The organism is Brevibacterium salitolerans (genome assembly GCF_039531405.1).
Lineage (GTDB): Bacteria > Actinomycetota > Actinomycetes > Actinomycetales > Brevibacteriaceae > Brevibacterium > Brevibacterium salitolerans.
The window spans coordinates 136,621-157,632 of the sequence record NZ_BAAAPZ010000001.1; the positions used below are offsets into that span (position 1 = coordinate 136,621).

Below are 21,012 nucleotides of genomic sequence, written 5' to 3' on the forward strand. Positions count from 1 at the left end.
GTGCTCAGAGCTTCGCCAGCGCCTTCTGCACCCGCTGCTCGGAGACCTTGCCCATGGCACCGAGCGCGGGGGCGAAGAGGCTGAGCCGCAGCTCCTCGAGGGAGAAGAGCACGCCGTGCCACCCCTCCCCCGGCTGGCTGGGAGAGGGGGTGCGCTCCACCGTCGCACCCAGGCGGGCGGCCCGCCCCAGGCGCGCCGCCTCCGGCAGTGCGCTCTGCAGCTTCCTCTCCACCGCGGCCTCCGCCGTGTGCGCCCTGTCCATGAGCTGCCGGTCCCGCGGCGGCTGGTCCACCATGGCGCGCACGCGCATGCAGGCGGCCTCCACCCACACGGGCAGGCGCAGCAGCGCGGCCTCGCTCAGCCCGGCCACGCCCTCGGCGGCGCACATCGCCTGCCGCCAGTCCCCCACGTCCGTGAGGTTGGCGAGGATCACGAGCGAGGACGAGGACGTCACCAGCTTGTCCAGCACAGTGGCCCGTTCCAGAGCCTTCACCAGGGCGGGCAGCAGGACGTCCATCCGCTGCGGCAGCCCCGCCTGGGCGGCACGGGCGAGCGCGTCCGCATCCGGCGCCTGACCGGACTCCGAGCCCTCACCCGGGAGCATCCGCCCGTCCGGGCCCACGCCCGCCGCGACCAGCTCCCCGCGGGCGGCCACGCGCAGGACCGCCTGCAGCAGGGCGTCGGTGCGCTTCTGGTGCGCGGCGAGCACCAGCTTCTCCTGCGTGGAGAGGTGCTCCTTCACATAGCCGAGCACCGCGCCCGCCCCCGCGACCACGGCATCGACGAGATCCTCGCGGCTGGGAGCCTCCGGCGCCTGTCCCCGGCCCCTGCCGGGCAGCCGCGCAGACGGCGAGCCCGAGGCCGTTCCTCCTCCGGCCGCACCGTCCGCGCGTGCTCCTGCGCGGCCGGCACCGGTGCCCTGCGCCCCGCCCGGTGCCGCCGCACGGGGGCCGCCGAAGCTCTTCTCCTGCTCCCGCTTCTCCGCGCGCCGGCGCCGCTGCTCCTGCTGCAGCTGTGCGAGGTCGAAGGACTCCGTCAGCCGACGCGAGCCGCGCATGAGTCGGAACCGCATGCGCAGGTGGCTGGGCACCCGCCCGAGGTCGAAGTCGGTCGCGGTGACCGTGATGGGGTTCCGGTCCTCCAGGCGCCCACCGCCGGCACGGGCGGTGAGCTCCGCGGCGAGTACCTCCGGCAGGCTGCCCCGGCCCTCCTCCCCGGCGGCGCGCAGGGAGCCGAGGATGTCCCGCGCCACGTCCGGGGCAGGGACGAAGTAGGTCCGCTTCGCCTTGGGCAGCGAGCGGATGAGGGCGGAGACGTACTCCTCGCGCAGTCCCGGCACCTGCCAGGAGAAGGCCTGCGGATCGGCGCGCTCCAGGTCCCTCACCTGGATCTCGGCCGTCACCCCGTCGCCCTCCGTCCCCGGCTCGAACGAGTACCGCAGCTCGGCCCGGGCCTCGGCCTCGGTCTCCTCCCGCGCGGGCAGGGCCCAGTGCGTGGGGTAGAGGCGGGCGAGCTCGGCGGTCCGGTCCTCCGCCCCCTCCGCCAGCAGCGTGCTCAGGGGCACGTCCAGGAACCCGGGGTCCTCGCGGCGCTTCTTCCGCCACCAGCCGGTGAACTCGCTCGCCGTCGCGATGTCCTCCGGCACCCTCTCCGCGTAGAAGGCGAGGAGCGCGTCCTCGCCCTCGAGCACACGGCGGTCCCGGGTGCGGGAGGCGAACTCCTCCGCCTCGGCCAGCGTCGCGGCATTGGCCTGCTGGAAGGCGTGCTGCTCGCGCCACTCCCCCTGCACCAGGGCATGGCGGAGGAAGAGCTCCCGCGCGTGCTCACGGTCGATCCGCGTGAGGCTCACGGAGCGGTCCGAGTAGAGCGTCACACCGTAGAGGGTGGCCTTCTCCTGCGCCACGGCCTGCCCGGCGCTGCGCGACCAGTGCGGGTCCGCATGGGTGCGCTTGACGAGATCCCCGGCCGCGGCCACCGCCCAGTCCGGATCCGCCGCCGCGACGGTGCGCGCCCAGAGGCGGGAGGTCTCCACGAGTTCGGCGGCCATGACGAAGTCCGGCTTGCGCTTGAACAGGCCGGACCCGGGGAAGATCGCGAACCTCGCACCGCGGGCGCCGGCGTACTCCCGGCCGTCCGGGGTCTTCTGGCCGATCATCGAGAGCAGGCCCGTGATGAGCGAGCGGTGGATCGCCTCGCCGGGATCGTCGGAATCCGCACGCCACTCCACCTGTCCCAGCTGGATGCCCGCGCGCCCGGCGAGCGCGCGCAGCTGGGAGACGAGGTCCTGCCACTCGCGGATCCGCACGTAGTTGAGGAACTCGGCCCGCAGAGTCCGGCGGAACTTGGAGCCGGAGAGCTCCTGCGACTGCGTGCGGACGTAGTTCCACAGCGTGAGGAAGGAGAGGAAGTCGCTCGAGGCGTGCGTGAAGCGGGCGTGCGCGGCGTCCGCCTCCCCGCGCTGTTCGGCAGGACGTTCGCGCGGATCCTGGACGGAGAGTGCGGCGACGATGACCGCCACCTCCGCGCCGCAGCCGTTCTCCGCACCGGCGAGCACCATGCGCGCCAGGCGGGGGTCGATGGGCAGGGCGGCGAGCTTCCGGCCGATCCCGGTGACGGCGAGCCGGCCGTCCCGGTGCGACTTCAGCGCGCCCAGCTCCCCGAGCAGGGCGCGCCCGTCCCGCACGGCGCGGGGGTCCGGCGGGGTGAGGAAGGGGAACTCGGCCGCCTCGGCCTCCGTGTGCGCGAACCCGAGCGTCACCATCTGGAGGATCACGCTGGCGAGGTTGGTGCGCAGGATCTCCGGGTCCGTGAACTCCGGGCGGGACTCGAAGTCCGCCTGCGAGTACAGCCGGATGCAGATGCCCTCGCTCGTGCGCCCGGAACGGCCCTTGCGCTGGTTCGCGCTCGCCTGGCTGATGGGCTCGACGGGCAGCCGCTGGACCTTGGTCCGGTTCGAGTACCGGGAGATGCGGGCCACGCCCGTGTCGATGACGTAGCGGATGCCCGGCACCGTCAGCGAGGTCTCCGCGACGTTGGTCGCCAGCACCACGCGCGGGCGGGAGTGCGGAGCGAAGACGCGCTGCTGCTCCGCGGAGCTCAGCCGTGCGAACAGCGGCACGATCTCCCAGTCCGGGTACCGCCGGTTCCGGCCCCGGGTGCGGGTCACATGGTCGCTGAGCGCGTCCGCGGCATCGCGGATCTCCCGCTCGCCGGAGAGGAACACGAGGATGTCCCCCTCCGCCTCCGCAGAGAGCTCGTCCACGGCCTCGATGATCCCCTCGACCTGATCCTTGGGCTCGCGCCGTGCCGGCGTGCGGGGGCCGGGTGCGGAGCTGCGGGTGCCCTGCTGTGCACCGCCGGTCTCCTCGGCCTCGAGCGCGCGGAGTTCTGCCAGCAGTGCGGCCTCCTCCGGGTCCAGTCCCTCCGCGGCGGGGTCCGGTGCCTCCGCAGAGGCATCCGCGCCCTCCGTCGAGGCGCCCGCGTCCGGCCCGCTCTCCTCGGCCGGGTCGAGCGGACGGTAGCGGACCTCCACCGGGAAGGTCCGGCCGGAGACGGAGATGATGGGCGCGTCCCCGAAGTGCTCGCTGAACGCCTCCGGGTTGATGGTCGCGGAGGTGATGATCACCTTGAGGTCCTCACGCTGCGGCAGGAGCCGGGTGAGGAAGCCGATGATGAAGTCGATGTTGAGGCTGCGCTCGTGCGCCTCGTCGATGATGAGGACCTCGTAGTCGCGCAGCATCCGGTCGTGGCGCAGCTCGGAGAGCAGGATGCCGTCCGTCATCACCTTCACGCGCGTGCGGTCGGCCACCTGCGAGGTGAAGCGGACCTGGTAGCCCACCGTCTCGCCCAGCTCCTCCCCCATCTCGTCCGCGAGCCTCGCCGCGACGGACCGTGCGGCGATGCGGCGCGGCTGGGTGTGGCCGATCATGCCCTCGACGCCGAGGCCCAGCTCCAGGCAGATCTTGGGGATCTGCGTGGTCTTCCCCGAACCCGTCTCGCCGGCGATGACGACGACCTGGTGGTCGCGGATCGCCTCGGCGATCTCCTCCCGGTGCTCGACGACCGGCAGCTCGGGCGGGTACTCCAGGAGCGGTTCCTGCGCCGCGCGGGCCTCCCGGCGCAGCGCGCGCCGGGCCTCGTGCTGTGCGGCTGAGGGCAGGGAGGTGCCGCGGGCGGATCCGCTGCGGTCCCTGCCGCCCTGCCCCTCTCCGCCCGGCCCGCGACCCGCGGGGCCGGCTCCGCGAGCGGAGCGGCCCGCGCCGCGGCGCTCGTCCCCGGATCCGCGCTGGGAGCCTCCTCGGCCTCGGCGGCGGTTCTTCCTCCGGCCCTCTGCGGGGCCCGTCTGCTCGTCTCTCATCGCGAACACAAGGCTACCGGCCCGCACACCGGCGTACAGTCGCAGTGGCCCGTCCACACGCATCGGCCTCCGCTGCACGTCACAGGCGGGCACACGGGTGGGCCGGCGGGGAGATGCACCTCAGCCACGGGCAGACGACTTCGGAACGGGTACGGGAGGGACAGAGCGGTGCTGGCGGTGTTCGAGGGCTTCGGCGTCATCGCCGTCATCGTCCTCACCGGGTTCCTGGCCGGGAAGTTCGATCTCCTGGGCCCGCACGGCCAGCAGGTGCTCGCGAAGATCGTCTTCTACATCGCCACCCCCACGCTGCTGTTCACCACCATCGCGACGACGGACCTGGAGTTCATCTTCTCGTCCCAGCTGCTGGCGACGGGAGGGTCCGCGGCGGTCTGCGCGCTCCTCCTCTTCTGCCTCGTCCGCTTCGCACGCCGCGGCACAGCGCGAGAGGCCCTGTTCAGCGGGTGGGCCGTGAGCTACGTGAACATCGGGAACCTGGGCATACCCATCGCCGCCTACGTCCTCCACGACATCAGCTATGTGGCGCCCGTCCTCCTCTTCCAGCTGCTGATCCTCGCTCCCATCGGGATGGCGATCCTCGACGCCACCGGTCCCGGCGGAGCGCGCCACTGGTGGTCGCCGCTGCTGTCGATCGTGCGCAATCCCATCGTGATCGGCAGCGTGCTGGGCATCGCGGCCTCCGGCACGGGTCTCACCCTCCCGCCGGTGCTCTTCGATCCGCTGGAGATGATGGGGGCGATGTCCGTGCCCGGTGCCCTGCTCACGTTCGGGCTCAGCTTCCGCGACGGCTGGAGCCTGCCGGTGAAGGGCACGCGTGCGCACCTCACTCTCATCACGGTCGTGAAGCTCGTGGTGCAGCCGGCGATCGCCTGGGCCGTGGGCGGGCCGCTGCTGGGCTGGGACGGTGTGGACCTGCTCGCGATCGTCATCACCTCCGCGCTGCCCACGGCGCAGAACGTCTTCATCTACTCGATGCAGTACAAGCAGTCGGAGGGCTTGGTGCGCGATGCGGTCTTCATCACCACGATCCTCTCCGTGCCGGCGCTGATACTCGTCTCCGTGCTGCTCGGCTAGCGCATGACGCGCCTCCGTCCTGCTCCGCAGCCGGGTGCGTCCGCGAGATCCGCCGCCGTGGGCGTGTCCTCCCCGCTCCGGCCGGGCCTCTGAAGAACAATGACAGCGTGACTCCAGACGATCCGCACGAGCCCGAGGACCTCCTGTCCCGCAGGCTGAGCTCCCAGCCGGAGGGCGACGAGCCCACCGCCGCGCAGCTCGCCGCGCCCGCCGAGGACGATGCAGCGCCCGAACGGGCCGACGACGGCACCGAGGCCGCGGAGACGGCAGGCAGCGGCACAGAGCTCGAGGACACGCAGGTGTTCGACCCGTTCGACGAGCCCGGCGCCGGGTCCAAGCCCGCCCTCATCTCGGAGGAGGAGTGGGCCCTCATCGGTGCCGGCACCGCCGCCGGCGCACCGACGGTCGCCTCGCAGACGCCCGCCGCCGCGGAGACCACCGCCTCGGAGACCACCCGCACGGAGACCGCGTCCGCGCAGACCGCACCCGCGAAGCCCACCCGTGCGGAGCGGCGAGCCGCGAAGCGCGCGGCGAAGCTCGACGCGGACCGGGAGGAGGCCGCGGCCTTCGCCGCGGACGCGGGCGCGGAGGACCGCCGCCGCAATCCCCTCGACATCGTGGGTGCCGTGTGGATCGCGCTCTCCCTCCCGTTCATCATCGCCGCACTCGCGGTCCGCGTGGTGGCCTCGGGCACCTTCCTCAAGTGGACCTACTTCTGGCGTCCCGGCTTCCCGGAGGACCAGTACGGCTTCACCGCGGAGGACCGCCTCCACTACGGCTCCTACACGGTGGACTACCTCTACAACCTCGATTCGGCGCGGTATCTGGGGGACGTCGTCACCCCGGACGGCGTGCCGGTGTTCACCGCCGGCGAGCTGGCGCACATGGCGGACGTGAAGGCGCTCATCGGGCTGCTCACGCTCATCGCGATCATCGCGGCGATCGGCACCATCCTCCTGGGCCTGTACAAGTGCAGGGCAGGCGGCAGCGGCATGCGCGGGAGCCTGCGCGCCGGCGCGATCCTCACCGTCGCACTGTTCGCCGTGCTGGGAGTGCTCGGCGCACTGGGCTGGGACAGGTTCTTCACCGGGTTCCACGAGGTCTTCTTCGCGGAGGGCACCTGGACGTTCTACCTCGACGACTCGCTCATCCGCCTGTTCCCGCCGCAGTTCTGGGTGGACGCGGGTGTGGGCGCCGGCGTCATCGCGCTCGTCCTCTGCGCCTTCGCCTTCGGAATCAGCTTCGTGGGCCGGTCCCGGAGGAGAGCCCGGACCTGACGCTCCGGCGCCCGCACCGTCCCGCCGCACGCGTGCCGGGACGCGGCCGCCGCCGCCGCACAGATGTGGGGCCGGGCGAGGTTTCCCCTCTCGCCCGGCCTCAGTTCTTTTCTCCGCTGCACGGGCGCTTCCGCTCTACCATGAGTGCATGGACTTCAGACGCGACGCCCTGCTGCTGGTGGACCTCCAGATCGCCTTCTTCGAGGACCCGGGTCTGGCGGAGAAGCAAACCGAGGTCGTCGCAGCCGCGAACGCGCTCGCGGATGCGGCACGTGCGCACGATGTCCCGATCTTCCTCATCACCACCGAGCACAGCCGCGACCGTTCCACCTGGACCCTCAACATGCTCGACGACGACCAGGGCTTCCTCTTCCACGGCGACGATTCGACCGCGGTGGTCGAGGACCTCGCGACGGGGGGCATGACGCGGGTGGAGAAGACCCGCGATAGCGCGTGGTTCGGCACGGATCTGTCGCTGCGGCTGCGGAACCTGTGCGTGGGCCGCATCGTCCTGGCAGGGGTCTCCACGCACGGCTGCATCGCGCAGACCACACGGGACGCCTACGCCCACAACGTCCGCACGACCCTCGTCACGGATGCGATCGCGGACGAGCGCCGCGACTACCACGAGACGATGATCGCGCAGCTGGCCGAGGACCGGCAGGCGGACCTGCGCACCGTCGCGCAGGTCAGGCGGGAGTGGGCGCAGGGACGGTGAACGCGGGGAACCGCACCGGCTCCGGCGAGCGATCAGGATGGCGGGGAATGCCGTCCGCGAAAGCGGCGTTCCCCTGAGGTGAACATCGACATCTGGTCAGACATCGCCTGCCCCTGGTGCTACATCGGCAAGCGCCGCTTCGAGAAGGCCCTCGCTGCCTTTCCCCATCGCGACGAGGTCACGGTCGCCTGGCACTCCTTCCAGCTCGACCCCTCGCTGCCTGCGCACTACGACGGCACCGAGGCGCAGTACCTCTCCACCCGCAAGGGGATGCCCGAGGAGCAGGTCCGCCAGATGTTCGCCCACGTGCGCGAACAGGCGGCCGGGGAAGGGCTCGACTACGACTTCGACTCCCTCGTGGTGGCGAACTCCGTGCGCGGCCACCAGCTGCTGCACCTCGCCAAGGAGCAGGGCCTCGCCGGCGAGGTGAAGGAGGCGCTGCTCAGCGCCCACTTCGAGCACGGCACGGACATCGGGGACACCGAGGCGCTCGTGCGGATCGGCGTCCGCGCAGGCCTCGACGAACAGGCTGTCCGCGACGAGCTGGCCTCGGGCTCCCGCATCCGTGCGGTCGAGGCGGACATCGACGAGGCAGCGGCGCTCGGCATCCGCTCGGTGCCGACCTTCGTGCTCGACATGACCTTCGCCGTCTCCGGCGCTCAGCCCGTCGAGGTCTTCACCGCGGCGCTCGACCGCGCCTGGCAGGCCTCACACGAGGACGCCCGGAAGTGAGATCCCGCCGGACGCCATGACGTTTCGCACCTTTCAACGGTGTGCACGCATGGGCACACCGTTGAAAGGTGCGAAACGTCGCGACGTGTGCCCTCGCCGCCGGGGAGCTCAGTCGTCGACCGCGTCCCGGCCGCGCTTCACCAGCAGCTCGTCCGCCGGGTAGACCACGGAGTCGTCGCGCCCCTCGTACTCGAACTGGTTGAGGAAGTAGCGCAGGGCGTTGAGCCGCGCACGCTTCTTGTCGTTGGACTTGATCGTGATCCACGGGGCGAAGTCCGTGTCCGTGCGCAGGAACGTCTGCTCCTTGGCGGCGGTGTAGTCCTCCCACCGGTCCAGGGACTCGAGGTCCATGGGCGAGAGCTTCCACTGGCGCACCGGGTCGATCTGCCGGATCGCGAAGCGCGTGCGCTGCTCCGCCTGGGTGACGGAGAACCAGAACTTGGTGACGTGGATGCCGGAGTCGATGAGCATCTTCTCGAACAGCGGCGCCTGCTCCATGAAGGTCTCGTACTCCGCGTCCGTGCAGAAGCCCATGACGCGCTCCACGTTCGCCCGGTTGTACCAGGAGCGATCGAACATCACGATCTCGCCGCTGGTGGGCAGATGCTGGACGTACCGCTGGAAGTACCACTGCCCCAGTTCCACGGAGGACGGCTTCCCCAGCGCCACCACCCTCGCCGCACGCGGGTTGAGGTGTTCCGTGAACCGCTTGATGGTGCCGCCCTTGCCTGCGGCGTCCCGGCCCTCGAACACGATGACGTGCTTGAGGTCCTCGTCCTGCGCCCAGTACTGGAACTTCAGCAGCTCCACCTGCAGGCGGTACTTCTCGAGCTCATAGGCCTCACGGTCCATGCGCTCTTCGTAGGGATACCCCTCGCGCCACGTCTCCACCGCACGGCCGCCCGGATCGATGAGGTCCGGATCGTGGGTGTGCCCGTCTGCGACGTGGTATCCCTCCAGGTGAAGCCGGTCGATGTACTCCCGGAGGTTCTCCCGCTGCCGGGGATGCATGTTGTCCATTGACCGTCCTTCACGTGTTCCTGCAGGTTTCCGAGACTAGCCGCCCGAGGTGAGCGTCCGGTGAATCGCGTCCGCCCCGGCGATGAACCGGCGAACGCTCAGTCCCGCTCCACGTCCTTGCGCGGCACCAGGAGCGAGGCGACCACCGGGACGCCGGCCACGCACGCGAGCGCCAGCGGGTAGCCGGCCGCCGTGACGAGGGCGCCCACCACGGGGCCCACGCCGGAGGAGACGAGATGCTGACCGGTGTTCTGGATCCCCAGCGCCTTGCCGGACCAGCGGCTGCCCGCGGCCTCGGCGATGGAGGTGAAGGCGAGGCCGTTGTCCGCGACCGAGGCCGCGGAGGCGAGCACCAGCACCACCGCACCCAGCACGGGCATCACGCCCAGGCTGGTCGCGGCGACGGCCCCGGTGAGGACCGCGGCGGCGAGGGCGACGATACGCAGCACGAACATGCGCGAGGGCGCCCGGTCGCTGAGGCCGCCCATGACGATGCGCCCGGCCGCACCCACGAGCTGCGCGACGCCCACCACCAGGCCGGCCGTGTGCGCCTCCATCCGCTGCACGTCCATGAGCCACACCAGTCCGTAGGTCATGAAGGTGAACTGCGGGATGACGAGGAGCGCGGAGACCGCATGGATCCGGAGGAGGAAGGAATCCCCGCGATACGGGTTGACCGAGGAGGGCGCACCGGTGGGCAGGTCGTCCGGATCCTCCACCTCGGCGCGCGCGGGCCGCGGAGGATCGACCACGCCCGCCCAGCAGGCCGCACCGGAGACGGCGGCCAGCACGGCGGCGAGGACGAGGAAGCCGGTGATCCCCCACAGCGCCGCCACAGCGGGCACCGTCACGGCGGCGATGCCTGTGCCGAGGGGCTGGGACATCTGCCGGATCCCCATCGCCAGACCGCGCCGCTCCCGGGAGAACCAGCCCGCGACCACCCGCCCGGTCGCCGAGTTCACACTCGCGCAGGCCGCGCCGGCGAGAGCGAGCAGACAGATGAGCGACAGCGGGTGTGCGAGCATCCCTGCACGGGAGAGCACGACGCCCAGCCCTGTGATCGCGGCCGCGCCGAGGAGACCCGCGGCGATGACGAGCCGTTCCCCGCGGCGGTCCGCGAGCGCACCCCACGCCACGAGGGTGAGCACCATGCCGAAGCTGGTGGAAGCCGCTGCGGTGCCGGCGAGGGTGAGGGAATAGCCGGCGTCCCGCAGGAGCGGGATAAGGAAGGAGGGCCCCACGAGGACGATCGTCGCCGTCGTCTGCCCCAGCACGCCCAGCGCCAGGCCGCGCCAGCCCAGGATCCGCCTGCGACGCGCGTCCGGGGGCGGACCGGCGCCGTCTCCTCTCCGGGACCGGTCAGGCGGTGGAGCGGAGGAAGCGGGCGACATGCGTGCAGACTACGCCCGCGACCAGGATCCGGGAGCGATCTTCTCGCCAGGCAGGACGCCCAGGCGGCCCGTCACGCGGACAGCAGAGTCCCGCGGGCGTGGTCCCGGAGGCTCCTGCCTGCGTCCAGGCCCACGACTGCCCGCACACGACCGTCCACCGGTGCGGCGAACTCGACGAGGAGAGGATCCTCGCTCACGGTGTGCACCTGTACGCCCGGCACCACGGCACCGAAGCCCGCCAGCTGATGCCCGTGGATCCTCGCCGACCACGGGCTCACAGGGGAGTAGGGCCCCGGGTCCTCCCCGCCGGCGAACGCATGCAGCAGCGAGCGCGCCGCGTGGGCGCCCTGCGCCTCCGCGTCGTCCCAGTGGTCGATGCGGTAAGCGGTCTCGCCTGCGTGGACGGCCACCGCACCCGCCGCCCAGACGGGCACGGGCTCGGGATCATGAGAACTCGCCCAGACACCCGCGCCCGAGGCCGCTGGCGCCCCCGCGCCCGCCGCCGCGTCTCCCAGCCCCGCAGCCTCAGCAGCCGCGCCCCGCAGGCGCAGACGCGAATCGACCGGCAGTCCCGCTGTGAGCACACTCTCCGCACCCGAGTCCGCCGCCCCGGCACTCCCCCACCCGGGCACTGCCGGGCCGTCCGCGCCCATGGCCTCTGCGGAGTCCCCCGCACGCAGCCCGGCGGGCGGGGCGGGCACGGAGCCGTGCGCCGCGACGACGAGGTCGGCCGCCACCTGCGTGCCGTCGGAGAGGAGGACCGCACCGGGGCCGCCGGCCACAGTCGGCACGGACCCCAGCTCCGTGATCCTCACGCCCCAGCGGGCGTCGACCGCCGCAGAGTGCAGAGAGGCCAGGCGACGGGCGACGGGCTCTCCCAGGGACCGGGCGGCCGGCAGGACGGAGCGGGCGACGAGGGTCACCGCGCAGCCGGCCTCGCGCAGCAGGCTCGCGGCCTCGGCCCCCACGAGACCGGTGCCGGAGACCACGACGCGGAGCGGACGGTTCGCAGGGGAGCTGTCCCGGCGCTGGGCACCGGCGACGAGGGCGCGGATCCGCACGGCGTCCTCGACGGTGTGCAGCGAGCTGAGACGGCCGGCGGACCGCCACGCTCCGGCGCCCGGCACCTCGAGCTGATGCGGGGCGGAACCGGTCGCGACGATGAGAGCGGCGGCCTCCAGTTCCGCGCCGCTCTCGAGGGTGAGGCGCAGCAGCGGTGCCGTGTCCGCACGCACCGCGCTGCCGGGGCGCTCTCGCGGTGCCGGGCACGGGCCTGAGCCGGATTGGTCCGCCGGTGTCCCCGCGATGTCCACGCGCACCAGGCGGGCGGCGGAGGTCTCGGCACCTGCGAGCGGAGGGCGGAGGGCTGCCGCCTTCTCCGGGGTCAGCCGTCCGGTCATGACGGCCTTGTCGACCATCGTCCGGTCGACGGCCTCCCCCTCCGGCCCGGTGAGATGCAGAACGCGCCAGGGGCGCTCGTCCTCCGGCCGCGGGACCGCCGAGCTCACCTCCTGCGGATCGTGAGGGCCGAGAGCCGCGACGAGCGCCGCTGCGGCCGCCCTGCCCGCGGCACCGCCGCCTGCCACCACCAGGGTCCTGCGTGCGTCCGCCTCCGTCATGCCGTCTCCCTCCTCACCACCCGGTGAGGCCGGGCGGTCCGGGACGATCCTAGTCCGCACGCACCGCCCCCGCCGTGACGCCGCTCACCTCGCCCGAGGCCGCGGACACCCTGGCAGCCATTACCCCCTAGGGGTATCATTTCGACTACAGGCATGCACGCACCCGTTCCCATGCGGCCAGAGGGGAAGAGGAGCGCGCGGGAGCTGGGGATGAGAGGATCACCGCATGAGCACAGACACGGACGCGACGAGTACTGCAGCGGCGCACACGGACGGCGCAGACTCCTGCGAGGAGCAGGGCCACACGCACGGCTACTCCGGGGACAAGGCACGGCTGCAGGCTCGCCTCAAGCGCATCGAAGGACAGGTGCGCGGCCTGGCACGCATGATCGACGAGGACAAGTACTGCATCGACATCCTCACCCAGGTCAGCGCGACGACCTCCGGCCTGGAGAACGTGGCCCTGGCGCTCCTGGAGGATCACCTCGCACACTGCGTCGTGGACGCCGCACGCGCAGGCTCTGCGGATGAGAAGGTCACGGAGGCCGCGGACGCGATCCGCAGGCTCGTGAAGTCCTGAGGCACAAGGACGGCACGTCACACAATGGCGGGCCCTCGGACGCCGACCGCACCCCTCGCCTCACGTTCATGCAGGCGAGGACCCTGCTCCATGTCCCCCCAGTGAGATTCGAACTCACACTGAATCGATTTTAAGTCGACTGCCTCTGCCGATTGGGCTATAGGGGGCAGGCTCAGCCTAGCGTGTGGTGCCGCCGCTCGCCTCAGCGCCCTCGGGCCGCCGCTCCGCCTTCTCCTCACCCCGGCGCGAAGGGATCAGCAGGATCAGCACCACGGCTGCGGCCGCTGCCGCCGCCACGCCCACCGTGGCGGCGGGTGCGCGTTCATAGGCGTAGAGCACCGCCGCGAACCCGGCGAAGCCCACCAGCGAGTAGACCGTCGCCCAGGCGGCGCCGCCCAGTGCCAGCGCGGGCAGGTAGCGGAGGAACGGCATCCGCACGGTGCCGGCCGCCAGATTGGCCACCGTCTGGAAGCCCACCGTGAGGAAGCTCAGCGCCACGACAGGCGCGCCCCAGCGGCCCACCCTGGCCTCGGCCGCGGCGTAGCGCTGGGACTCCAGCATCCGCCGCACCCTCCGGGACCGCGAGAGGCCGCCCCGTGCCAGGCGCCCCAGCGCATAGGTGCCGCCGGCACGCACCAGCACGATGCCGTACATGATGAGCCACACCACCGCGAAGGGCATGTTCCAGGAGCTCGGGTCCATCTCACCTCCCACTCCCCCGGCGCGTCGACCGGAGTGCGAGTCCACTCGCCGCCCGGCTGCCGGGCGGCACCGCCGGCGGCTCTCTCACCTCCATGGTAAGGGTGACCTCAGTTCGGGGGCGAACGCGGCGATGCGCACACGCCTCCCGCCGCCTGCGCCGAGGCCTCCCGCCGCGCCCCGCCCCACAGGGCGTCCTGCCTCACACAGCGCCCCGCTTCACACAGCGTCCCGCGCCCGGGAACGAGCGGAGGGCCCCGTCCCGCATGTCTGCGGTCCAGGGCCCTCTGCTCATCGCGCCGTCACCGGCACGCGCGCCTCAGCTCTCCCACATCGGTGCACGCGCCTCTGCACGTGCACCTCAGTGAGACGCTCACGCCTTGGCGGGCTCCTTCTTGGGAGCGGGCTTGGAGTGCGCGGCCTCCACGAAGGCCTTGCGCGGGACGTCGAGATCCTTGAGCGGGGTGACGTCGCGGCCCAGGACCAGGTTGAGGCCCCAGTTCGCGAACACGCGCACCTTGCGGTCCAGCGTGGGGATCGCGTAGCCGTGGTAGCCGCGGTGCATGAGCCAGGCGAGCACGCCGCGGGCCTCGAAGCTGCCCATCTGGCTCACGCCCTTGTACAGGCCCATGCCCGCGACCGCACCCAGCGACTTGTGGAAGTACTGGGTGAATTCGGACTCCCCGCGCATGGCGGCGAGCAGGTTCTTCGCGAGCACCGGAGCCTGGCGGACGGCGTGCTGCGCGTTGGGGACGCAGAAGCCGCCGGGTCCTTCGCCGGAGAGATCCGGGACCGCCGCGTTGTCGCCGGCGGCCCAGGCGCCCTCGACGACGCCCTCTTCGCTCTCCACGCGCAGATCCGCACGCACCGTCACCCGGCCGCGCTCGTCGAGCGGGAGATCGGAGTCGACCAGGACCGGGTTGGCCTTGACGCCGGCGTTCCAGACTATGGTGTCCGCGTCGAACTCCTCGCCGTTGGACAGCTTGATGTGCTTGTCCGTGCAGTCCTGGAGGAAGGTCTCGAGGTAGACGTCGATGCCGCGCTCGCGCAGGTGGTCCACCACCCAGCGGGCCTGGGCCTCGCCCACCTCCGGCATGACCCGGCCCATCGCCTCGACGAGGACGAAGCGGAGGTCGGCCTCCGTGAGCGTGTCGTACTGGGCCACGGCGGCGCGCGCGAGGTCCTCGAGCTCAGCGAGCGACTCGATGCCGGCGAAGCCGCCGCCCACGAACACGTAGGTCAGGGCCTTGCGGCGCTCGGCGTCGTCCTCCATGAGCGAGGCCTCGGCGATGCGGCCCAGCACGTGGTCGCGCAGAGCCACGGCCTCCTCGATCCGCTTGAGGCCGATGGCCTCCTCGGCCAGCCCGGGGATCGGCAGCGTGCGCGGCACGGAGCCCGCTGCGAGGACGATCTGGTCGTAGTCGAGCTCGAAGGGCTCGTCGCCGTCCTGCTCGATGACGACGAACTTCTTCTCGTGGTTGATCGAGGCCACGGAGCCGGTGATGACCTCCGCACCGCGGAGGTTGCGGCGCAGCGGCACGACGGCGTGACGCGCCTCGATGTTGCCGCCGGCGACCTCCGGCAGGAACGGCTGGTAGGTCATGTACGGGTTGGGGTCCACCACGGTGACCGTGGCCTCACCCCGACCCAGGTCGCTGAGGAGGTTCTGGGCCACCACGAGGCCCAGGTAGCCGCCGCCGACGATGAGGATGCGAGGACGCAGAGCGTTGTTTCGAATGAGAGCCATGCCCTCATCCTAGGCCCTTGTGAAAACTTTCACTAGCCGTCCCGGGACCTCCGCCGGATCCGCAGGAGACCCACACCGGCCGCGATGAGAAGGCCCAGGGAGACGAGCCCGCCGGCCACCAGCACCACAGGCCCCAGCCGGGCGGGCGGCACGGTCCCGCCCACGGCGACGGGCGCCTGCTCCGCGTCCTCGGACGCGCCCGGTCCCCCGCCCGAGTCCGGGGAGGCGGTCTCCTCGCCCGCCTGTGCCTCGTCGTCGGCCGCCCTCCTGTGCATGCGCACCCAGTCCGCCAGCTCGTCCGCGGCCGAGGCCGTCTCACCGGACGGTTCCCAGTTCAGTGCCGCCGGGGGGTCGATCCTCCCCCAGCCCACCTCCGGGTCCGGGGCGTCCGCGGTGCTCCGGCCGTCGTGGCCCTTCACCGCACCGGCGGTCTGCTCCAGCGCGGCGACCACCTCGTCCGCGCTCATCTCCGGGTGCGCGGAGCGCAGCAACGCCACGACCCCGGAGACGACGGGTGCCGCGAACGAACAGCCGTCCGCCGTGCCGTAGCCGCCGTCGTAGAACGGGACGGGGATGCCCTCGGCCGGTCCCATGAGGTCCACCGCGGTGCCCGGCGCCGAGGAGGACTGGCGCACCTCGCCGGAGCGGGCGAGACCGCCCACCCCCACCACACCCGGGACGGTCGCGGGGGACCACGCCTGCGTGGCTCCCTGCGAGCGGTTCCCCACGCAGGCGATGACGACGACGTCCTCCGCATAGGCCCGGGCGAAGGTCTCGTCCCAGGATTCGGGCCAGGCGGGGTCGTTCCAGCCCAGGGACATGTTGACGACGGAGGCGCCGGAGTCGATCGCCCAGTCCAGCGCCTGCTGGGCCTGCGTGCGGGTGGACTCCGCGTCCGAAGGGCCGCCGGCACCCAGCCAGACGGAGGCCGCCGCGATCTTCGACTGCGGCGCGACGCCCACCGGTCCCGCGCCCGTGCCGTTGCCGGCGATCACCCCGGCCACGGCCGTCCCGTGGTGGATGATCTCGTCCGGCCCCACGGGCACGGTGCCGTCGTGACCGGAACCGGAGAAGTCCTTGGAGGCGGTGACCCTGCCGGTGAGGTTCTCGTGGTCGTCCTTCACCCCGGAGTCGATGACCGCGACCGTGACGCCCTCGCCCTGGGTGGTCTCCCACATCTCCGGGATGCCGTAGTCCTCAAGGAACCACTGCCCGGGGCCGGGCTCCGGCACGTCGTCCGGGGCCGCCTGGGCGGGTGCCGCGCCCGCGGCACCGCCGAACACGTAGACGGCGATCATTCCGAGGGCGGCGACGACCGCGGCGATGCGGAGGATCCGCGTGCGCAGACGCCTGCGCCGCTCGCGCCGGTGCCCTCGTGGCTCCATGGCGACGGTCAGCTCGCGGAGGCGGCAGGATCCGCGGATGTGCCCGCGGCCTCGGGCGAGGCCAGGCCCAGCGCGATCCCGTCGAGGATGTCGGACTCGCTCACCCGGATCTCCAGGGTGCCCCCGCCGCCGGAGACCGCGTCGTCGATGAGCTCCACCAGCCGGGAGAACACCTGCGCGCCCGCGGCGATCACGTCCGCACGACCGGGATGCATGTACGGCAGCGCCCGGCGCTCGTCCGCGGTCATCGCGCTGAGGCGGTCCGCCGTCTCCACGATCTGCGTCCGGGTGAGAGCGCTCCCGTGGATCGCCTCGCGGTCGTACTCGTCGAGCTCCAGCGCAGCCGCCGCGAGCGTGGTGATGGTGCCGGCCACTCCCACGAGGGTGCGCGCGGCGGAGACGTCGACGTGCGCGGACGCCTCCGCGAATGCCTGGTCCACGTCCGCGCGCAGCGAGCCGAGCTCCGCCTCCGCCGGCGGGTCGCTGCGCACCCAGCGCTCGAAGAGGCGCACGCACCCGATGTTCATGGAGTGGGCTCCGGCGACCTCGCCGGAGCCCAGCACCAGCTCCGTCGAACCTCCGCCGAGGTCCATGACGAGATGAGGGCCGGTCGCGTCGAGACCCGCGGTGGCTCCGCGGAACGACAGCGCGGCCTCCTCCACGCCCTCGATGACCTCCGGCGCGATGCCGAGCCGCTCCCGGACGCCGGCGGCGAACACGTCCCGATTGCTCACGTCGCGGCTGGCCGAGGTCGCCACGAACCGCTGCCGGTCCGGGCGCAGGCCCGCGACGATCTCCGCGTACTCCTCGCACACGGCGAAGGTGCGTTCGAGGGCCTCCGGGGCGAACTCGCCGGTGGCGTCCACGCCCTGACCCAGGCGCACCACACGCATCTCGCGGGCCAGCTCCGTGAGCGTGCCGTCGGGAGCGACGTCCGCCACCAGCAGACGCAGGGAGTTGGTGCCGCAGTCGAAGGCGGCGGTGCGGACCGTGCCCGCAGGGCGGTCGGCCCCCGGTGTGACGGCGGAGTCCTCCGTGCCCGCGTTCCCCGATGCACCTGCCGATGCGAGATGCGCGGCGAAGGCCTCCGTGAGCGGCACCCCGCTCATGCGCGCGAGCGCCTCATCACCCACCGGGTTGGTGCCCGGACCGGCGGCGAGGCTGTGGCCCACCAGCGCGTGGAGGCACTTCACCCGGGTGGGCATGCCGCCCGCGGAGAAGTCCTCGATCTCCGTCACCTCGGCCAGACCGGCCTCCGCGCCCACCCGGGAGCGGTCGGCGAGATAGGCGCGGTGGGCCTCGGCATAGGCTGCGCGGAGGTCCGCATCCGCGGCGAGCCTCTCGGTGAACTCCGCCATCACGCCGTTGGCCTCCATCCGGGAGCATTCGGCGACGATCTCCGGGTGCGTGAGGTAGTAGGTGGTGGGGAACGGCGTGCCGTCCTCGAGCCGGGGCGCGGTCGCGACCACGAGGGGCTCGCCGGTGCCGGCGGCGCGGGCCGCGACTCCCACCACACCCCGCGGCATCCGGCCCAGTTGCTCGCGGATGCGCTCGCGGTCAGCGTCGGTGCAGGGGGTGATCACCGGTCCTCCTCGTATGCGTAGCCGACCGCGCGCAGGGAGTCGACGAGTTCGATGTACCAGGGGCGTGCGCGCGCCTCACTGGACGCCCCTGCCTGCGAGGTGGACGATGCGTTCCCGTCCTCGCCGCCGCCGACGACGATATAGGCATTCTCCCCTTCGCGCACATAGCCCATCCTCTCGCGGGCCAGGCGTTCGATGTGGGCGGGGTCGTCGAGCTTCTCCCGCTCCGCCCGCAGGTGCTCCACCTCGCCCTGCGTCGACTCGATGTCCGCCTCCAGCGCGGCGACCTGCTGCATCTGCGACAGGCCCGTGCCGATGGGCTTGAGCAGCCCCGCGGCGACGAGGAGGACCGCTCCGAGGATGACCGCGGAGCGGTAGGTGAAGCGGCGGCCTGCAGCGGTGGCGTCGGCGGCGTCCGGATCGAGGATCGACGAACCCGGGCTCCACCCGCGGGCGGAGCTGCGGCGCGCTCCGGAACCGCTGCGTCCGGGACCGCGTTCCGGCCGGCTCTTGTCGCTGCGTCTGCTCATCCGTCACCTCGGGCCGCGGAACGGGGGAAGGGGCGCGGCACACTCCAGTGTGCCGCGCCCCCTGTCGCTCCGCCCGGATTCCGAAGGTCCCGGCGTGTCCGCCCGCCGGCCCTCACCCCGGGACGAGACTCCGCCCGGATTCCGAAGGTCCCGGCGTGTCAGCCCTGGAAGCGGGGGAACGCGGAACGGCCCGCGTACCGCGCGGCATCGCCCAGCCAGTCCTCGATGCGCAGGAGCTGGTTGTACTTCGCCACGCGCTCCGAGCGGGCGGGCGCACCGGTCTTGATCTGGCCGGCGTTCAGAGCCACGGAGAGGTCGGCGATCGTGGTGTCCTCGGTCTCACCGGAGCGGTGCGAGATCATCGCCGTGTAGCCATTGGACTGTGCCAGGCGCACCGCCTCGAACGTCTCCGTGAGCGTGCCGATCTGGTTGACCTTCACGAGCAGCGAGTTCGCGGCACCGGACTCGATGCCGCGGCGCAGACGATCCGGGTTCGTGACGAAGAGGTCGTCGCCCACGATCTGCACCTTGTCCCCCAGCCGCTCCGTGAGGGTGACCCAGCCGTCCCAGTCGTTCTCGTCGAGCGGATCCTCGATGGAGACCAGCGGGTACTTCGCGACGAGGTCCGCGTAGTAGTCCGTCATCTGCTCGGCGGTGCGGGTCTGCCCCTCGAAGCTGTAACCGGCCTCGGAGTGGAACTCGGAGGAGGCGACGTCGAGGGCGAGCGCGATCTCCTTGCCGGGGATGCGTCCCGCTGCCTCGATGGCGGTGAGGATGAGATCCAGCGCCTCGGCATTGGACTCCAGGTTGGGGGCGAAGCCGCCCTCGTCGCCGAGGCCGGTCGAGAGCCCGCGCTCCGCCAGCACCTTCTTCAGGGAGTGGTAGACCTCCGCGCCCCACTGCAGTGCCTCGCTGAAGGAGGCCGCCCCGATGGGCGCGATCATGAACTCCTGGATGTCCACGTTGGAGTCCGCATGGGAGCCGCCGTTGAGGATGTTCATCATGGGCACCGGCATGAGGTGGCTGTTGGGGCCGCCCAGGTACCGGAAGAGCAGCAGGTCCGCGGACGTCGCGGCCGCACGCGCCACCGCGAGGGAGACGCCGAGGATCGCGTTCGCACCCAGCCGGGACTTGTTCTCCGTGCCGTCCAGGTCGATGAGGACGTCGTCGACGATGCGCTGCTCGTCCGCGTCGATGCCGGCGATCGCCTCGTTGATCTCGTCGACCACGGACTCGACGGCACCCAGCACGCCCTTGCCCAGGTACCGCTCCGGATCGCCGTCACGGTTCTCGACGGCCTCGAACTCACCGGTCGAGGCACCGGACGGCACGCCCGCGCGTGCCGTGGCGCCGTCTTCGAGGAGCACCTCGACCTCGACGGTGGGGTTTCCACGGGAGTCGAGGATCTCCCGTGCGTTAGCGGCGATGATCTCTGCCACGAGCTCTCCTTCTGTCATCACACGCACAGCGGCGCGCGCACGCTCTGCGCGTGCTCTCCGGCTTCAAGAATGCGTCAACAGCCGCGTGGGCATGCGGACGCCCACAACCCTAGTGCACGAGCGGCCTCCAGCCCTCCCCGCCTCACTCCGGCCCGGTAGGCCGTCCGCCGGAGAGCCGGCTGATGCTCTCCGAGGTCTGCGCCAGCCGCAGCATGTCCACCACGAGCCGCGAGAGCTCGTACGTGCCCACCGCGACCCCGAGGGCGGTCCGGTCTCGCGAACCCGTCATGTCCAGGCCGAGCGTGCCGATCCGTCCGACCGCGTCCGCGATCGTGCGGAGCGTGTCCGTCCGCCACTCGATGCCCACCGCCGCGGACCGCGCGATCCTCTCCTCCACGGCGGCACGGGCCGCACTCGCGGCATCGGGCCACCCCTGCGTCTCCATGACGTCCCGGAGGGCCTCGCGACCGTCTCCCCCGCCCGAGGCCTCGGCGCGCCCCTCCGGAGGCCTGCGCTCTCCGACGGCGAGCGTCTGCGCCGCCTCCATCACCGCCAGGTCTCCGGCCTCCGGATCGTCGATGACCTCCGTGAGCGCGCGAATCGTCTCCAGTGAGGAGCCGATGTGCCGGCGCAGGCCCAGGATGAGTTCGAGGCGCTCGAGGTGGGGCCGGCCGTAGACCGCCGTGGTCTGGTTCCGCTTCTCGCCCGGCGGCAGGAGCCCCTCCCGGATGTAGAACTTCACGCTTGCGGTGGTGGTGTCCGCCGCCGCGGCGAGTTCGCTGAGCTTCATCCTGCCTCCTCGCGTCTCCCGCCGCGGGCCCTCGCTGCCCGCCCGCCGGACTG

General features: G+C 72.1%; 16 protein-coding genes and 1 tRNA gene. 5 read left to right on the forward strand and 12 right to left on the reverse strand.

The features are described from left to right. Nucleotides 1-4 precede the first annotated feature (4 nt). Entirely contained in the window at nt 5-4,357 is a 4,353-nt protein-coding gene (gene hrpA, locus ABD240_RS00615; RefSeq protein WP_344334384.1) for an ATP-dependent RNA helicase HrpA, read from the reverse strand. A 168-nt stretch (nt 4,358-4,525) separates the two neighbouring features. Between hrpA and ABD240_RS00620 the strand changes: the two genes are divergently transcribed. The 4 genes from ABD240_RS00620 (at nt 4,526) to ABD240_RS00635 (ending at nt 8,176) form a co-directional block, all read left to right on the forward strand. Then, nucleotides 4,526-5,449 (forward strand): AEC family transporter, encoded by a 924-nt coding sequence (locus ABD240_RS00620; protein ID WP_291798842.1) that lies wholly within the window; start codon nt 4,526-4,528, stop codon nt 5,447-5,449. 107 nt (nt 5,450-5,556) lie between these two features. Further along, nucleotides 5,557-6,726, forward strand: a complete 1,170-nt coding sequence (locus ABD240_RS00625; protein WP_344334387.1) for a TIGR01906 family membrane protein — start codon at nt 5,557-5,559, stop codon at nt 6,724-6,726. A gap of 148 nt (nt 6,727-6,874) precedes the next feature. Next, nucleotides 6,875-7,444: a cysteine hydrolase family protein gene (locus tag ABD240_RS00630; RefSeq protein ID WP_344334389.1), complete on the forward strand. Its 570-nt coding sequence runs from the start codon at nt 6,875-6,877 to the stop codon at nt 7,442-7,444. Nucleotides 7,445-7,522: 78 nt separating this feature from the next. Next, on the forward strand, nt 7,523-8,176 hold the full coding sequence (locus ABD240_RS00635; protein WP_344334391.1) for a DsbA family oxidoreductase: 654 nt from the start codon (nt 7,523-7,525) through the stop codon (nt 8,174-8,176). A 108-nt stretch (nt 8,177-8,284) separates the two neighbouring features. On the opposite strand, the gene ppk2 is transcribed toward ABD240_RS00635, so the two are convergent. From ppk2 to ABD240_RS00650, 3 genes are all read right to left on the reverse strand, one after another. Then, the gene (ppk2, locus tag ABD240_RS00640; RefSeq protein ID WP_291798892.1) at nt 8,285-9,187 is read right to left on the reverse strand and encodes a polyphosphate kinase 2; all 903 of its coding nucleotides are present in this window, start codon (nt 9,185-9,187) and stop codon (nt 8,285-8,287) included. 107 nt (nt 9,188-9,294) lie between these two features. Next, nucleotides 9,295-10,587, reverse strand: coding sequence for an MFS transporter (locus ABD240_RS00645; protein ID WP_344334393.1), 1,293 nt, complete (start codon nt 10,585-10,587; stop codon nt 9,295-9,297). Nucleotides 10,588-10,658: 71 nt separating this feature from the next. After that, nucleotides 10,659-12,206, reverse strand: coding sequence for an FAD-dependent oxidoreductase (locus ABD240_RS00650; RefSeq protein ID WP_344334395.1), 1,548 nt, complete (start codon nt 12,204-12,206; stop codon nt 10,659-10,661). A 226-nt stretch (nt 12,207-12,432) separates the two neighbouring features. Between ABD240_RS00650 and ABD240_RS00655 the strand changes: the two genes are divergently transcribed. Further along, complete coding sequence (locus tag ABD240_RS00655) at nt 12,433-12,786, forward strand: metal-sensitive transcriptional regulator (protein WP_291794419.1); 354 nt, start codon at nt 12,433-12,435, stop codon at nt 12,784-12,786. Between the two features lie 93 nt (nt 12,787-12,879). Here the strand turns inward: ABD240_RS00655 and ABD240_RS00660 are convergent. From ABD240_RS00660 to ABD240_RS00695, 8 genes are all read right to left on the reverse strand, one after another. Beyond that, nucleotides 12,880-12,953: transfer RNA gene (locus ABD240_RS00660), tRNA-Leu, on the reverse strand. A 10-nt stretch (nt 12,954-12,963) separates the two neighbouring features. Continuing rightward, the gene (locus tag ABD240_RS00665; protein ID WP_291794420.1) at nt 12,964-13,488 is read right to left on the reverse strand and encodes a DedA family protein; all 525 of its coding nucleotides are present in this window, start codon (nt 13,486-13,488) and stop codon (nt 12,964-12,966) included. A 370-nt stretch (nt 13,489-13,858) separates the two neighbouring features. Then, nucleotides 13,859-15,232 carry an NAD(P)/FAD-dependent oxidoreductase gene (locus tag ABD240_RS00670; protein WP_291794422.1) on the reverse strand — a complete coding sequence of 458 codons (1,374 nt, stop codon included), beginning with the start codon at nt 15,230-15,232 and terminating at the stop codon, nt 13,859-13,861. Nucleotides 15,233-15,264: 32 nt separating this feature from the next. Then, nucleotides 15,265-16,617 (reverse strand): S8 family serine peptidase, encoded by a 1,353-nt coding sequence (locus ABD240_RS00675; protein WP_291794424.1) that lies wholly within the window; start codon nt 16,615-16,617, stop codon nt 15,265-15,267. 8 nt (nt 16,618-16,625) lie between these two features. Continuing rightward, a complete protein-coding gene (locus tag ABD240_RS00680; RefSeq protein WP_291794426.1) occupies nt 16,626-18,200 on the reverse strand; it encodes a DUF501 domain-containing protein in 1,575 nt (524 codons plus the stop codon). After that, nucleotides 18,197-18,730, reverse strand: a complete 534-nt coding sequence (locus ABD240_RS00685; protein WP_344334399.1) for an FtsB family cell division protein — start codon at nt 18,728-18,730, stop codon at nt 18,197-18,199. The genes ABD240_RS00680 and ABD240_RS00685 overlap by 4 nt, the downstream gene beginning before the upstream one ends. Nucleotides 18,731-18,888: 158 nt before the next feature. Next, entirely contained in the window at nt 18,889-20,169 is a 1,281-nt protein-coding gene (gene eno, locus ABD240_RS00690; RefSeq protein ID WP_291794430.1) for a phosphopyruvate hydratase, read from the reverse strand. Between the two features lie 142 nt (nt 20,170-20,311). Continuing rightward, nucleotides 20,312-20,959 (reverse strand): MerR family transcriptional regulator, encoded by a 648-nt coding sequence (locus tag ABD240_RS00695; RefSeq protein ID WP_291794433.1) that lies wholly within the window; start codon nt 20,957-20,959, stop codon nt 20,312-20,314. Nucleotides 20,960-21,012: the final 53 nt, after the last annotated feature.